This window comes from Micromonospora humida (assembly GCF_016901255.1).
In the GTDB taxonomy this organism is placed as follows: Bacteria; Actinomycetota; Actinomycetes; order Mycobacteriales; family Micromonosporaceae; genus Micromonospora; species Micromonospora wenchangensis.
The window spans coordinates 48,750-64,787 of the sequence record NZ_JAFEUC010000019.1 but is presented as its reverse complement, the minus strand read 5'-3'; the positions used below and the strand labels follow the sequence as shown (position 1 = coordinate 64,787).

Below are 16,038 nucleotides of genomic sequence, written 5' to 3'. Positions count from 1 at the left end.
GGTGAGGTTCGGATGGCGAACGAAGAGAAGCTCCTCGAGTACCTGAAGCGGGTCACCGCCGATCTGCACCGCACCCGGGAGCGGCTGCGCGAGGTCGAGTCGCAGGAGCAGGACCCGATCGCGATCGTCGGCATGGCCTGCCGCTACCCGGGTGGGGTCAACTCACCCGAGGACCTGTGGCGGCTGGTCGCCGACGGCGTCGACGCCATCGGCGAGTTCCCCACCGACCGGGGCTGGGACACCGCCGCCCTCTACGACGCCGACCCGGACGCCGCCGGCAGCAGCTACGTCCAACAGGGCGGGTTCGTCCACGACGCCGACGAGTTCGACGCCGAGTTCTTCGGCATCTCGCCCCGCGAGGCGCTGGCGATGGACCCGCAGCAGCGGCTGGTGCTGGAGGCCAGCTGGGAGGCGTGCGAGCGGGCCGGCATCAACCCCGACACGTTGCGCGGCGGCCCGGTCGGTGTCTTCGTCGGCTGCGGCGGCCAGGACTACTGGGACCGGCTCACCGTGCTGCCCGAGCCGGTCGAGGCGTACATGAGCACCGGCAGCTCCGGGGCGGTCATCTCCGGCCGGGTCGCGTACAGCCTCGGGTTGGAGGGACCGGCCGTCACCGTCAACACCGCCTGCTCGTCGTCGCTCGTCGCGCTGCACCTGGCCGCGCACGCGCTGCGGCAGCGGGAGTGCGGGCTGGCCCTGGCCGGTGGCGTCACCGTCATGTCGACGCCCGGCGCGTTCGTCGCGTTCAGCCGGCAGCGGGGGCTCGCCTCCGACGGCCGCTGCAAGCCGTTCTCCGACGACGCCGACGGCACCGGCTGGGGCGAGGGCGTCGGCATGCTGCTGCTGGAACGCCTCTCCGACGCCCAGCGCAACGGCCACCGGGTGCTCGCCGTCATCCGGGGCTCCGCGATCAACCAGGACGGCGCGTCCAACGGGCTCACCGCCCCCAACGGGGTGGCCCAGCAGCGGGTCATCCTCCAGGCGCTCGCCAACGCCGGGCTCACCTCCAGCGACGTCGACCTGATCGAGGCGCACGGCACCGGCACCACCCTCGGTGACCCCATCGAGGCGGAGGCGCTGATCGCCACGTACGGGCGCGACCGGCCGGCGGACCGGCCGCTCTGGCTCGGCTCGGTCAAGTCGAACATCGGCCACGCCCAGGCCGCCGCCGCCGTCAGCGGCGTGATCAAGATGGTGATGGCGCTGCACAACGGCGTCCTGCCCAAGAGCCTGCACGTGGGGGAGCCGTCCACCCACGTCGACTGGTCCGCCGGCACCGTGCAACTGCTGACCGAGGCGCGGCAGTGGCCCGACCACGGCCAGCCGCGCCGGGGCGGGGTGTCGTCGTTCGGGGTGAGCGGCACCAACGGGCACGTGATCCTGGAGCAGGCACCCCCGGTGGAGACCGTCGCGCCGGACGAGACCGCCGAGCCGCCGGTGGTGCTCTGGCCGCTGTCCGGCAGGTCGGCGGCGGCGCTCGCCGGGCAGGCCGCCCGGCTGCGGGAGTTCCTCACCGACGAGCGTCCGGTCGACGTCGGGTTCTCGCTGGGCACCACCCGGGCCGCCGGCGCGTACCGGGGTGTCGTGCTCGGTGACGACATGGCCGGCCTGGAGACCCTGGCCGCCGGCGGTGGCCTGTCGGGTCGGACCGTCGCCGGCCGTACGGCGGTGTTGTTCACCGGTCAGGGTGCGCAGCGGGTCGGCATGGGTCGTGACCTGGCGGAAGCCTTCCCGGTGTTCGCGGCGGCCCTGGACGAGGTGTGTGCGGCGTTCGGGCCGTTGCTGGATGGTGATCTGCGGGAAGTGATGTTCGCCGATCCGGATGGTGTTCTGGATCAGACGGGGTGGACGCAGCCGGCGTTGTTCGCGGTCGAGGTGGCCCTGTTCCGTCTCGCGGAGTCGTGGGGTCTGAAGCCGGACTTCGTGGCGGGTCACTCGATCGGTGAGCTGGCCGCCGCACACGTCGCGGGTGTGTGGTCCCTCGACGACGCGTGTCGGGTCGTGGCGGCCCGGGGTGGTCTGATGCAGGCCCTCCCGGCGGGTGGGGCGATGCTGGCGATCGCCGCGCCGCTGGATGAGTTGGACCTCGGTGACATCGACGTGGCGGCCGTGAACGGCCCCCGCGCGGTGGTCGTGTCCGGCACCGAGGAGCAGATCGCCGCCCTGGAGTCCCGTCTTGAGGTGAAGACGCGTCGGTTGCGGGTGTCGCACGCGTTCCATTCGCACCTGATGGATCCGATGCTGGCCGAGTACGGGCAGGTCGTGGAGAGCGCGACTGCGAACCCGGCGGGTGTTGCGTTGGTGTCGACCGCGACCGGTGATCTCGCCACCGATGCCGAGTTGGGTAGCGTCGGGTACTGGCAGGGTCAGGTGCGGGGCACGGTGCGGTTCGCCGACGCGGTGGCCGCTCTGGCGGCCCGGGGTGTGACCCGGTTCGTGGAGATCGGGCCGGACAGTGTGCTCACCGCGATGGTCGCCGACTGCGTGCAGGACACGGTGGCGATTGCGTTGCAGCGCCGCAAGCGCGAGCAGGTCGAGGCGTACGCCACCGGGATGGCGCAGGCGTGGATCAGCGGCGTCGACCTCGACTGGACGGCCGTCAACCCCGGCGGCCGGACCGTCGACCTGCCCACCTACGCCTTCCAACACCAGCGGTTCTGGCTGGACGCCACGGCCGACCCCGGTGACGCCACCGCCATGGGCCTGGACTCCGCCGACCACCCGCTGCTCGGCGCGGCCGTCACCCTCGCCAACGCCGACGGGGCCGTCCTCACCGGCCGGCTCTCCCTCGACCGGCACCCGTGGCTCGCCGACCACGCCGTCGACGGCGCGGTGGTCTTCCCCGGCACCGGCTACGTCGACCTCGCCCTGCACGCCGGGGCGCAGGTCGGCGTCGAGACCGTCGACGAGTTGACCATCGAAGCCCCGCTGGTCCTGCCCGAACACGGGGGCGTCCAGCTCCAGGTCGTCGTCGGCCCCGCCGGCACCGACCGCACCCGCACCCTCCAGGTGTACGCCCGCAGCGCCGACGCCGACGCCCCGTGGACCCGGCACGCCAGCGGGGTGCTCGCCCCCGGCCCCCGTACCACCGGGACCGCACTCACCCAGTGGCCGCCGGCCGACGCCGAGCCGGTGCCCACCGACGACCTCTACCAGCACCTGGCGACCGGCGGCCTGGTCTACGGCCCGGTGTTCCGGGGCCTGCGCCGGGTCTGGCGGCGCGGCGACGAGTTCTTCGCCGAGGTCACCCTGCCGGAGGGGGTGGACGCCGACGGGTTCGGCCTGCACCCCGCCGTGCTCGACGCCGGCCTGCACGCCCTCGGCCTCGCCGACGGGGACACCTTCCGGGGTCTGCCGTTCGCCTGGACCGGCCTCACCCTGCACGCCACCGGCGCGGCCGGGGTCCGGGTCCGGCTCACCCCGGTCGGCTCCGGGGTACGGGTGGCGGTCGCCGACGCGGTCGGCGCACCCGTCGCCACCGTCGACTCGCTGGTGCTGCGGCCCGTCCAGGTGACCCGCCCCGGTGGGGTCGCCGACGCGCTGTTCGACCTGACCTGGCAGGAGATCGGCACCCCCACCAGCACGGTCGTCCCCGCCTGGGCCCACCACCCGGCCACCGGCACCGCGCCGGCCACCCCCGACGTGGACCTGCTGGTGCTGACCGCCGGCAGCGCCGGGGACGTCACCGGCCCGCAAGCCGTGCACGACGAGGTGAACCGGGTCCTCGGCCTGGTGCAGGAGTGGCTGGCCGGCCCCGACACCCACCGGCTCGTGGTGCTCACCCGGCTTGCCGTCGGCGACGACGGGACCGACCTGACCGGGGCGGCCGTCTGGGGTCTGCTCCGCTCGGCGCAGGCCGAGAACCCCGACCGGCTGCTGCTGGTCGACACCGACCCGGCCGCCGACGTGGCCGGGACGCTCGCGCTGGCCCTGGCCACCGGCGAGCCGCAGGTACGGGTCCGCGACGGCGTGGTCTCGGTGCCCCGGCTCACCCGTCAGCTCGTCGAACCGGCCAACCCGGACACCCCGCTGTTCGGTACCGGCACGGTGCTGGTCACCGGCGCGACCGGTGCCCTCGGCACAGCGGTGGCCCGGCACCTGGTGACCACGCACGAGGTCACCCGGCTGCTGCTGGTGTCCCGCCGGGGCCCCGCCGCGCAGGGGGCCGACGACCTGGTCGCCGAGCTGACCGCAGCCGGCGCGCGGGTCGACCTGGTCGCCGCCGACGTGGCCGACCGGGCACAGGTGACGGCCCTCCTCGACGCCCGCCCCGACCTGTCGGCGGTGGTGCACACCGCAGGCGTGCTCGACGACGGCGTGGTGTCGTCGCTGTCCGCCGCCCGGCTGTCGGCGGTGCTGCGGCCCAAGGTGGACGCCGCGTGGCTGCTCGACGAGGCCACCCGCGATCGGGAGCTGTCGGCGTTCGTGCTGTTCTCGTCGCTGTCCGGGGTGCTGGGTGCGCCGGGGCAGGGCAACTACGCGGCGGCGAACGCGTTCCTCGACGCGTTGGCGGTGTCGCGTCGGGCCGCCGGGTTGCCGGCGGTGTCGTTGGCGTGGGGCCTGTGGGGCGAGGGTTCGGCGATGACCGACCGGCTCGGCGATGCCGACCGGGAGCGGATGTCCCGGGGCGGGGTGCTGCCGCTGGCCACCGCCGACGGGTTGGCCCTGCTCGACGCCGCCGTGGCCAACCCGCACCCGACCGTGGTGCCGGCCCGGCTCGACCTGGCCGCCCTGCGTACCCTCGGCGAGGACCTGCCGTTGCCGTTCCACGGCCTGGTCCGCCCGGCCCGGCGTACGGCCGCCCGTGCCGCCGCCGGCGTCACCACCGGGTGGGCGGCGGACCTCGCCGCACTGTCCACCGAGGAACGCGAGCGCGCCGCGACCGCCCTGGTCCTCAGCCAGGTGGCGGCGGTGCTCGGGCACGCCTCCGCCGAACGGATCGACGCCGGTCGGGCGTTCCAGGAGCTGGGTTTCGACTCGCTCACCGCCGTCGAACTGCGCAACGGGCTCTCCGCCGCCACCGGCCTGCGGCTGCCCGCCACCCTGATCTTCGACTACCCGTCGCCGCGTGACCTGGCCCGGCACCTGCTCAGCGAGATCGCCGGCCCGGACGGCGTCGACGCCGTCCGGAAGGTCGCCACGACCGTCGCCGACGACGAGCCGCTGGCGATCGTCGGGATGGCCTGCCGCTACCCCGGCGGCGTCACCTCGCCGGAGGACCTGTGGCGGCTGATCGCCGACGGCGCGGACGCCATCGACGGTTTCCCCACCGACCGGGGCTGGGACCTGGCCCGGCTGTACGACCCGACCAGCACCCGCCCCGACACCACGTACGTGGACAGGGGTGGGTTCCTCACCGACGCCGCCGAGTTCGACCCGGTCTTCTTCGGCATCTCCCCCCGCGAAGCGGTGATCATGGACCCGCAGCAGCGGCTGCTGCTGGAGGTGTCGTGGGAGGCGTTCGAGCGGGCCGGCATCGACCCGGGCACCCTGCGCGGCTCGTCCACCGGCGTGTTCGCCGGGGTGATGTACCACGACTACGTCTCCGGGCACAGCGCCGGCAGTGTCGTCACCGGCCGGGTGGCGTACACGCTCGGGCTGGAGGGGCCGGCGGTGTCGGTCGACACGGCGTGTTCGTCGTCGTTGGTGGCGATGCATCTGGCGGGTCAGGCGTTGCGGTCGGGTGAGTGTGATCTGGCGTTGGCCGGTGGGGTGACGGTGATGGCGACGCCTGAGACGTTTGTGGAGTTCTCGCGGCAGCGGGGGTTGGCGCCTGATGGTCGGTGCAAGCCGTTCGCGGCGGCGGCCGACGGGACGGGTTGGTCCGAGGGTGTCGGCGTGCTGGTGTTGGAGCGGTTGTCCGACGCGGTGCGCAACGGGCACCGGGTGCTGGGCGTGGTTCGCGGTTCGGCGGTGAACCAGGACGGCGCGTCGAACGGGCTGACCGCCCCGAACGGTCCCTCCCAGCAGCGGGTGATCCGGCAGGCCCTGGCGAACGCCGGGGTGTCGGCGGCCGAGGTGGATGTGGTGGAGGCGCACGGCACGGGCACCACGTTGGGTGATCCGATCGAGGCGCAGGCGATTCTGGCGACGTACGGTCGGGATCGGGAGCAGCCGTTGTGGTTGGGTTCGGTGAAGTCGAACCTGGGTCACACGCAGGCGGCGGCCGGTGTGGCGGGTGTGATGAAGATGGTGTTGGCGATGCGGCACGGGGTGGTGCCGCGTACGTTGCACGTGGACGCGCCGAGCCCGCACGTGGACTGGTCTTCCGGCGAGGTGCGGCTCGCCACCGACGAGGTGGGCTGGCCGGCGCTGGACCGGCCCCGTCGGGCGGCGGTGTCGTCGTTCGGCATCAGCGGCACCAACGCCCACCTGATCCTGGAACAGGCCCCCGAAACCGCGCCGCCCGCCCCGCCGGCCCCGACGCCGGTGCCGCTGTGGCCGGTGTCCGGCCGGTCGGCCAGCGGCCTCGCCGCCCAGGCCGCCCGCCTCGCCGACTTCCTCGCCGACGCCGACCTGAACCCCGCCGACGTGGCGCTGACCCTCGGCACCGGCCGGGCGGCCCTGGAGCACCGGGGGGTGGCCGTCGGTGACGGCGTCGCCGGTCTCCGCGCCCTCGCCGCCGGCCAGGGTGTGCACGGCCACCTGACCACCGGTCGTACGGCGGTGTTGTTCACCGGTCAGGGTGCGCAGCGGGTCGGGATGGGTCGTGAGCTGGCGGAAGCGTTCCCGGTGTTCGCGCAGGCCCTCGATGAGGTGTGTGCGGCGTTCGGGCCGTTGTTGGGTGGTGATCTGCGGGAGGTGATGTTCGCCGACCCGGATGGTGTGCTGGATCAGACGGGGTGGACGCAGCCGGCGTTGTTCGCGGTCGAGGTGGCCCTGTTCCGTCTCGCGGAGTCGTGGGGTCTGAAGCCGGACTTCGTGGCGGGTCATTCGATCGGTGAGTTGGCTGCCGCGCATGTGGCTGGGGTGTGGTCGCTGGAGGATGCGTGTCGGGTGGTGGCGGCGCGGGGTGGTCTGATGCAGGCTCTTCCGGCGGGTGGGGCGATGTTGGCGATCGCCGCGCCGCTTGCCGAGTTGGACCTCGGTGACATCGACGTGGCGGCGGTGAACGGTCCCCGTGCGGTGGTGGTGTCCGGCACGGAGGAGCAGATCGCCGCCCTGGAAGCCTCCTTGGAGGTGAAGACGCGTCGGTTGCGGGTGTCGCATGCCTTCCACTCGCACCTGATGGACCCGATGCTGGCCGAGTACGGGCAGGTCGTCGGCGGCGTGACCGCGAACCCGGCGGGCATCCCTCTGGTGTCGACCGCGACCGGTGACCTGGCCAGCGATGCCGAGTTGGGTAGCGTCGGGTACTGGCAGGGTCAGGTGCGGGGCACGGTGCGGTTCGCTGACGCGGTGGCCGCTCTGGCGGCCCGGGGTGTGACCCGGTTCGTGGAGATCGGGCCGGACAGTGTGCTCACCGCGATGGTCGCCGACTGCGTGCAGGACGCGGTGGCGATTGCGTTGCAGCGTCGCGACCGGGAGCAGGTGGCCGCGTACGCCACCGGGATGGCGCAGGCGTGGACCACCGGCGTCGACCTCGACTGGACGGCCATCCACCCCGCCGCCCGGCAGGTCGACCTGCCCACCTACGCCTTCCAACGCCAGCACTACTGGCTGTACGACCCGGCCCTCGTCGGCGCCGGCCTGCTCGCCGCCACCCACCCGCTGCTCGACGCCACCGTGCCGCTGGCCAACACCGACGGCGTCGTCTTCACCGGCCGGTGGTCGCTGCACACCCACCCGTGGCTCGCCGACCACGCCGTCGGCGGAACCGTCGTGTTCCCCGGCACCGGCCTGGTCGAACTCGCCATCCACGCCGGTGACCAGGTCGGCGTGGGCCTGCTCGACGAGTTGACCCTGCACGCGCCGCTCGTCGTCCCCGCCGCCGGCAGCGTCGAGGTGCAGGTCGCCGTGGAGACGCCCGACCCGACCGGCCGCCGGGCCGTCCTGGTGCACTCCCGGGAACGCGACGACGTCCCGTGGACCCGGCACGCCACCGGCGTCCTCACCGCCGGGGACACCCCCGGCGTCGCGCTCACCGCGTGGCCCCCCGCCGACGCCGAGCCGCTGCCGTTGGCCGGTCTCTACGACGACCTCGCCACCGGCGGCCTCGACTACGGCCCCGTCTTCCAGGGCCTACGCCGTGCCTGGCGGGCCGGTGACGAACTCTTCGCCGAGGTCGACCTCCCCGACGGTACGGAGAGCGACGGCTACGGCCTGCACCCGGCCCTGTTCGACGCCGGCCTGCACGTCCTCACCCGCGCCGACGGTGACACCCCCCGGGGCCTGCCGTTCGCCTGGTCGGGGGTGACGCTGCACGCCACCGGCGCGACCAGCCTGCGGGTCCGGCTCACCCCGGCCGGCAGCGGGGTCCGGATCGCCGTCGCCGACGCGGTCGGCGCGCCCGTGGCCACCGTACGGTCGCTGGTGCTCCGCCCGGTGCAGGTCACCGCCGGCGCCGGCGTCGCCGACGCGCTCTTCGGCCTGGACTGGCAACCGGTCACCGTCACCCCGACCGCCACCACCTGGACCTGGCACCCCGACACCGTCGGTGCCACCCCGACTGGCCTGACCGACGGCGGCTCCGCCGACGCGGTGGTGCTGCGGGCCGGCGGCACCGCCGACGTGCACGCCGAGGTGCACCGGGTGCTCGCTGTCACCCAGCGCTGGCTGGCCGGGGACGACCCCGCGCCGCTTGTCGTCCTCACCCGCCACGCCGTCGGCGACGACGTGACCGACCTGGCCGGCGCGGCGGTCTGGGGGCTGCTGCGCTCCGCCCAGGCGGAGAACCCCGACCGCATCCTGCTCGTCGACGCCGACACCGACCGGCCCGACGACGTCCTGCCGGCGGCCCTGGCCGCCGGCGACCCGCAGGTGTCGATCCGCGACGGCGTCGTCCGGGTGCCCCGGATCGTCCGCCGGACCCTCCCGGCCACCCCGTCGGACGCCCCGCTCTACGGCAGCGGCACGGTGCTGGTCACCGGCGCGACCGGTGCCCTCGGCGCGGCCGTGGCCCGGCACCTGGTGACGGCGCACGCCGTGCCGAGGCTGCTGCTCCTGTCGCGCAGCGGCACGGCCGCCGCCGGTGCCGACGACCTCGTCGCCGAGCTGAGCGCCGCCGGCGCGCGGGTCGACCTGGTCGCCTGCGACGTGGCCGACCGGGACCAGCTGACCGCCGTCCTGGCCGGCGTGCCGGACCTGTCGGCCGTGGTGCACACCGCAGGCGTGCTCGACGACGGCGTGGTGTCGTCGCTGACCCCGGAGCGGGTCTCGGCGGTGCTGCGGCCCAAGGTGGACGCGGCGTGGCTGCTCGACGAGCTGACCCGGGACCGGGAGCTGTCGGCGTTCGTGCTGTTCTCGTCGCTGTCCGGGGTGCTGGGTGCGCCGGGGCAGGGCAACTACGCGGCGGCGAACGCGTTCCTCGACGCGCTCGCCGCCACCCGTCGGGCCGCCGGGTTGCCGGCGGTGTCGTTGGCGTGGGGCCTGTGGGGCGGGGGCTCGGCGATGACCGACCGGCTCGCCGATGCCGACCGGGAGCGGATGTCCCGGGGCGGGGTGCTGCCGCTGACCACCGCCGACGGGCTGGCGCTGCTCGACACCGCCGTCGCCGGTGGACCGGCCACCCTCGTCCCGGCCCGGCTCGACGTGCCGACGCTGCGTACGCTCGGCGACCGGCTGCCCCCGGTGTTCCGGGCCCTGACCGGGCCGACCCGGCGCACGGCCACCGCCGCCAGCGCCGTCGACCGGGCGGGCAGCGACTGGCTGGCCGGCCTGCCGGAGCAGGAGCGGGCCGGTGCCGTCCGGCACCTGGTGCACACCCACGTCGCCGCCGTGCTCGGCCTCGCCGGCCCGGACGCGGTCGAGGCGGACCGCACCTTCCAGAGCCTCGGCTTCGACTCGCTCACCGCCGTCGAGCTGCGCAACGCGCTCTCCACGGCGGCCGGCCTGCGGCTCCCGGCCACCCTGATCTTCGACTACCCGACGCCGGTGGCCCTCGCCGGGTTCCTGTACGGCGAGCTGAGCGGCGCGCTCGACGTGCCGCAGGAGCGACAGAGCGCCACCACGGTGTTCGGCGACGAGCCGGTGGCGATCGTCGGGATGGCCTGCCGCTACCCCGGCGGGGTGTCCTCCCCGGAGGACCTGTGGCGGCTCGTCGCCGACGGCGTCGATGCCATCGACGGTTTCCCCACCGACCGGGGCTGGGACCTGGCTCGGCTGTACGACCCGACCGGCACCCGCCCCGACACCAGCTACGCCGACCAGGGCGGCTTCCTGCCCGGCGCGGCCGGCTTCGACCCGGCCTTCTTCGGCATCTCGCCCCGCGAGGCCGTGCTGATGGACCCGCAGCAGCGGCAACTGCTGGAGGTCTCCTGGGAGGCGTTCGAGCGGGCCGGTATCGACCCCTCCTCGGTACGCGGCTCCGCCACCGGCGTCTTCGCCGGCCTCATGTACCACGACTACGTGACCGGGCACAGCGCCGGCAGCGTCGTCTCCGGACGGATCGCCTACACCCTCGGCCTCGAAGGCCCCGCCGTCACCGTGGACACGGCGTGTTCGTCGTCGTTGGTGGCGATGCATCTGGCGGGTCAGGCGTTGCGGTCGGGTGAGTGTGATCTGGCGTTGGCCGGTGGGGTGACGGTGATGGCGACGCCGGAGACGTTCGTGGAGTTCTCGCGGCAGCGGGGGTTGGCGCCTGATGGTCGGTGCAAGCCGTTCGCGGCGGCGGCCGACGGGACGGGTTGGTCCGAGGGCGTCGGCGTGCTGGTGCTCGAACGCCTCTCCGACGCCCGTCGGCACGGACACACGATCCTCGGTCTCGTCCGGGGCTCGGCGGTCAACCAGGACGGCGCGTCGAACGGCCTCACCGCCCCCAACGGGCCGGCGCAGCAGCGGGTGATCCGGCAGGCCCTCGCCAACGCCCGGGTGTCGGCGGCCGAGGTGGACGTGGTGGAGGCGCACGGCACGGGCACGACGTTGGGTGATCCGATCGAGGCGCAGGCGATTCTGGCGACGTACGGTCGGGATCGGGAGCAGCCGCTCTGGTTGGGTTCGGTGAAGTCGAACCTGGGTCACACGCAGGCGGCGGCCGGTGTGGCGGGTGTGATGAAGATGGTGTTGGCGATGCGGCACGGGGTGGTGCCGCGTACGTTGCACGTGGACGCGCCGAGCCCGCACGTGGACTGGTCTTCCGGCGACGTACGGCTCGCCACCGAGGCCGTCGACTGGCCCGCCAACGGCCACCCCCGTCGGGCGGCGGTGTCGTCGTTCGGCATCAGCGGCACCAACGCCCACGTCATCGTCGAGGAGTACCCGCAGCCCGTCGCGGCACCCGAACCGACGCCGGCACCGGCCGTGGTGCTCTGGCCGCTCGCCAGCCGCTCCACCACCGGCCTCACCGCCCAGGCCGGCCGCCTGCGTGACTTCCTGACCGACGAACGGCCGGTCGACGTCGGGCACTCGTTGGCTGTCGGTCGGGCGGCCCTGGACCACCGGGCGGTCGCCGTCGGTGGTACGGCCGCCGACCTGGCCGCTTCCCTGGAGGCCCTGACCTCGAGTGGTGGCCTGTCGGGCCGGATCACCACGGGCCGTACGGCGGTGTTGTTCACCGGTCAGGGCGCGCAGCGGGTCGGGATGGGTCGTGAGCTGGCGGAAGCGTTCCCGGTGTTCGCGCAGGCATTGGACGAGGTGTGTGCGGCGTTCGGGCCGTTGCTCGACGGTGACCTTCGGGAGGTGATGTTCACCGACCCGGACGGTGTCCTGGACCAGACGGGGTGGACGCAGCCGGCCCTGTTCGCGGTCGAGGTGGCCCTGTTCCGTCTCGCCGAGTCCTGGGGCCTCAAGCCCGATTTCGTCGCCGGTCACTCGATCGGTGAGCTGGCCGCCGCACACGTCGCGGGTGTGTGGTCCCTGGAGGACGCCTGCCGGGTCGTCGCGGCCCGGGGTGGTCTGATGCAGGCCCTCCCGGAGGGTGGGGCGATGCTGGCCATCGCCGCGCCGCTTGCCGAGCTGGACCTCGGTGACATCGACGTGGCGGCGGTGAACGGCCCCCGCGCGGTGGTGGTGTCCGGCACCGAGGAGCAGATCGCCGCCCTGGAAGCGTCCCTGGAGGTGAAGACGCGTCGCCTGCGGGTGTCGCACGCGTTCCACTCGCACCTGATGGACCCGATGCTGGCCGGCTACGGGCTGGTCCTCGACGGCGTCACCGCCAGCCCGGCGGGTATCCCGCTGGTGTCGACCGCGACCGGTGACCTGGCCGGCGACGACGAACTCGGTTCGGTCGAATACTGGCAGGGTCAGGTGCGGGGGACCGTGCGGTTCGCCGACGCGGTGGCCGCTCTCGCCGCCCGGGGGGTGACCCGGTTCGTCGAGATCGGGCCGGACAGTGTGCTCACCGCGATGGTCGCCGACTGCGTCGACGACGCGGTGGCGATCGCGGTGCAGCGTCGTGACCGGGAGCAGGTTGCCGCGTACGCCACCGGGATGGCGCAGGCGTGGATCAGCGGTGTCGACCTCGACTGGACGGCCGTCAACCCTGGTGGCCGGACCGTCGACCTGCCCACCTACGCCTTCCAGCACCAGCACTACTGGATGCAGGACACCGGCGCGGACCGGGACGTCACCGCCGCCGGCCTGCTCGACGCCGGGCACCCGCTGCTGTCGGCCGTCACCACCCTGCCCGACACCGACGGGCTGATCGCCACCGGCCTGCTGTCCCGGCGTACCCACCCGTGGCTGGCCGAGCACACGCTGGGCGACACGATCGTGCTGCCCGGCACCGGACTCGTCGAACTCGCCGTCCGGGCCGGGGACCAGGTCGGCTGCGGCCGGCTGGCCGAACTCACCCTCCAGGCGCCACTGGTCGTCCCCGACGACGACGGCGTCCAGGTGCAGGTGGCCGTCGGCGCACCCGGCGAGGACGGCGGCCGGCCGGTCACCGTCTACTCCCGGCACCGGGACGCGCCGTGGACCCGGCACGCGACCGGCCTGCTCACCCCGCCCCCGACCGCTCCACCGGCCGACCCGGCGACCGCCTGGCCGCCGGCCGCCGCCACCCCCGTCGACGTCGACGGGATCTACGAGCGGATGGCCGACGCCGGACTGGTCTACGGCCCGGTCTTCCAGGGCCTGCGGACCGCCTGGCGGCACGGCGACGAGGTGTACGCCGAGGTGGCGCTCCCCGCCGACGTGCTCGACGCCGACCGGTTCCACCTGCACCCGGCCCTGTTCGACGCTGCCCTGCACGCCGTCGGGCTGAGCCGGGGCGAGGGCCGGCCCGGCGTCCCGTTCTCCTGGACCGGGGTCACCGTCCACGCCACCGGGGCGGACGCGCTGCGGGTCACCGTCACCCCCGCCGGCCCCGACGAGGTCGCCCTTACCCTCACCGACCGCAGCGGCGCACCCGTCGCCCGGGTCGACTCGCTGGTGCTGCGGGAGATCGACACGGGCCAGCTCACCGCCGCCCGCGCCAGCCGGCAGGACCACCTCTACCGGGTCGACTGGACCCCGGTGCCGCTGCCCGCCACCCCGGCCACCGGCCGGTGGGCACTGGTCGGCGTCGACGAGTTCAAGGTGGCCGCCGCGCTCGACACCGTCGGCCTGCTCGCCGAGACCCACCCCGACCTGACCGCCCTCACCGCCGCCCTGGACGCGGGCGGGGTCGCACCGGACGTGGTGCTGGTCGCCAGCGTGCAACCCGACTCCCGGGACCTCGCCGCCGGTGCCCGGCACACCACCGGTCAGCTGCTCACCCTGCTGCAGGGCTGGCTCGCCGACGAGCGGCTGGCGTCGTCCCGGCTGCTGGTGCTCACCCACGGTGCGCAGGGCACCCGGGTCACCGAACCGGCCGCCGCGGCGGTCTGGGGTCTGGTCCGGTCCGCCCAGTCGGAGAACCCGGGCCGGATCGTCCTGGTCGACCTCGACGACCACGACGGGTCGGCCCAGGCGCTCCCGGCGGTGCTGGCCGGCGGCGAACCGCAGCTCGTCGTCCGCGAGGGCGTCGCCCACGCCGCCCGGCTGGTGCCCGCCACCGCGCCCGACGGTACCCCCGGCAGCGCCTTCACCGAGGGTGGGACCGTCCTGCTCACCGGGGCCGCCGGCACCCTCGGCGGGCTCGTCGCCCGGCACCTGGTCGACACGTACGGGGTGCGGCACCTGCTGCTGGCCAGCCGGCGCGGGCCGGACGCCCACGGAATGGCCGCGCTGCGCGACGACCTCACCGCCCGGGGAGCGGAGGTCACCGTAGCCGCCTGCGACCTGGCCGACCGGGAGGCGGTCGCCGCGCTGCTCGCCGGGGTGCCCGCCGGGCACCCGCTGACCGGGGTGGTGCACGCCGCCGGGGTGCTCGACGACGGGATCATCCCGTCGCTGACCCGGGACCGCCTCGACGCGGTCCTGCGCCCCAAGGTCGACGCCGCCACCCACCTGCACGAGTTGACCCGCGACGCGAACCTCACCGCGTTCGTGCTGTTCTCCTCGGCGGCCGGCGTGCTCGGTGGCCCGGGGCAGGGCAACTACGCGGCGGCGAACGCCTTCCTCGACGCGCTGGCGGGCGCGCGGCAGGCCGCCGGGCTGCCCGCCCAGTCCCTGGCCTGGGGGCCGTGGGCCGGCGGCGGGATGGCCGACGACCTCGGCGGCACCGACCGGGCCCGGATGTCGCGGGGCGGTGTGCTGCCGATGTCCACCGCGGAGGGGCTGGCCCTGCTGGACGCGGCGCTGGCCCGTACCGAGGCGGTGCTCGTCCCGGTCAAGGCCGACCTGGGCACCCCGGCGGGCGGCGAGGTGCCGGCGATCCTGCGGGCCCTGGTCACCCCGACCCGGCGGGCCGCGTCGGCAACGAACCGGCCCGACCCGGCGGCGCTGCGGCGTACCCTCGGCGGGCTCGACGCCGACGGCCAGCAGGCGCTGCTGGCCGACCTGGTCCGCTCGCGCGCCGCGGCCGTGCTCGGCCACGGCGGCGCCGACGACCTCGACCCGGCGCTGCGCTTCGTCGAGCTGGGCTTCGACTCGCTCACCGCGATGGAGCTGCGCACCGCGCTCAACGAGGCGACCGGGCTGCGACTGGCCACCGGGGTGGTCTTCGACCACGGCAGCGTCGACGAACTCGCCGCGCTGCTGCGCACCGAGCTGGCCGCGCCACCGGCCGAGGAGCGGGCCGGCACGCCCGACGCCGCCGCCGACACGATGAGCGCGCTGTTCCGCACCGCCGTCAAGAGCGGCCGGGTGCAGCAGGGCCTGTCCCTGCTGTACGCGGTGGCCGACATCCGGCCCACCTTCGACGGGCCCGCCGACCTGCCGCAGGTCCCCGCCCCGCGCCGGCTCGCCCGGGGCGACCAGGGGCCGGCGATCATCTGCTTCCCGTCGCCGATGGCACTCGGCGGCGACCAGCAGTACGCCCGGTTCACCGCCGAGTTCGGGGGCACCCGGGACGTGTGGACCCTGCCGGTGCCCGGTTTCGGCCGGGACGAGAGCCTGCCCGCCTCCGCCGACGCGGCGGTACGGGTCTTCGCCGAGATGGTCCGCCCGATCGCCGAGCAGGGGCCGTACGTCATCGTCGGCTACTCCTCCGGCGGGCTGTTCGCCCACGCCACCGCCGGTGAGCTGGAGCGGCAGGGGCACGGCCCGGCCGGGGTCGTGCTGCTGGACACCTACCTCACCACCGGCAGCACCACGGCGACGTTCTTCACCCACATGCTCGACTCGCTGCTGGACCGGGAGGCCACCTTCGGCGAGTTCAGCAGCGCCCGGCTGTCGGCGATGGGCCGCTACGTCCGGCTGTTGCAGAGCTGCCCGGTGGAGGAGATCGACACGCCGGTGCTCTTCGTCCGGCCGCAGGAGTCCATCGTGGCCGGCGGGGACGACGACGGGTGGCGGGCCACCTGGGAGACCCCGCACACGCTCCGGGAGGTGCCCGGCGACCACTTCACCATGATGGAGGGCCAGGTCGCCACGACCGCCGGGGTGGTACGGGACTGGATCGCGCAGTGACGACACCGG

1 protein-coding gene is annotated in these 16,038 nt (G+C 74.7%); it reads left to right on the top strand.

Going from position 1 to position 16,038, the window contains the following annotated elements:
• Positions 1–12 precede the first annotated feature (12 nt).
• Positions 13–16,029 carry a type I polyketide synthase gene (locus JQX11_RS29345; protein ID WP_204928170.1) on the top strand — a complete coding sequence of 5,339 codons (16,017 nt, stop codon included), beginning with the start codon at positions 13–15 and terminating at the stop codon, positions 16,027–16,029.
• Positions 16,030–16,038: the final 9 nt, after the last annotated feature.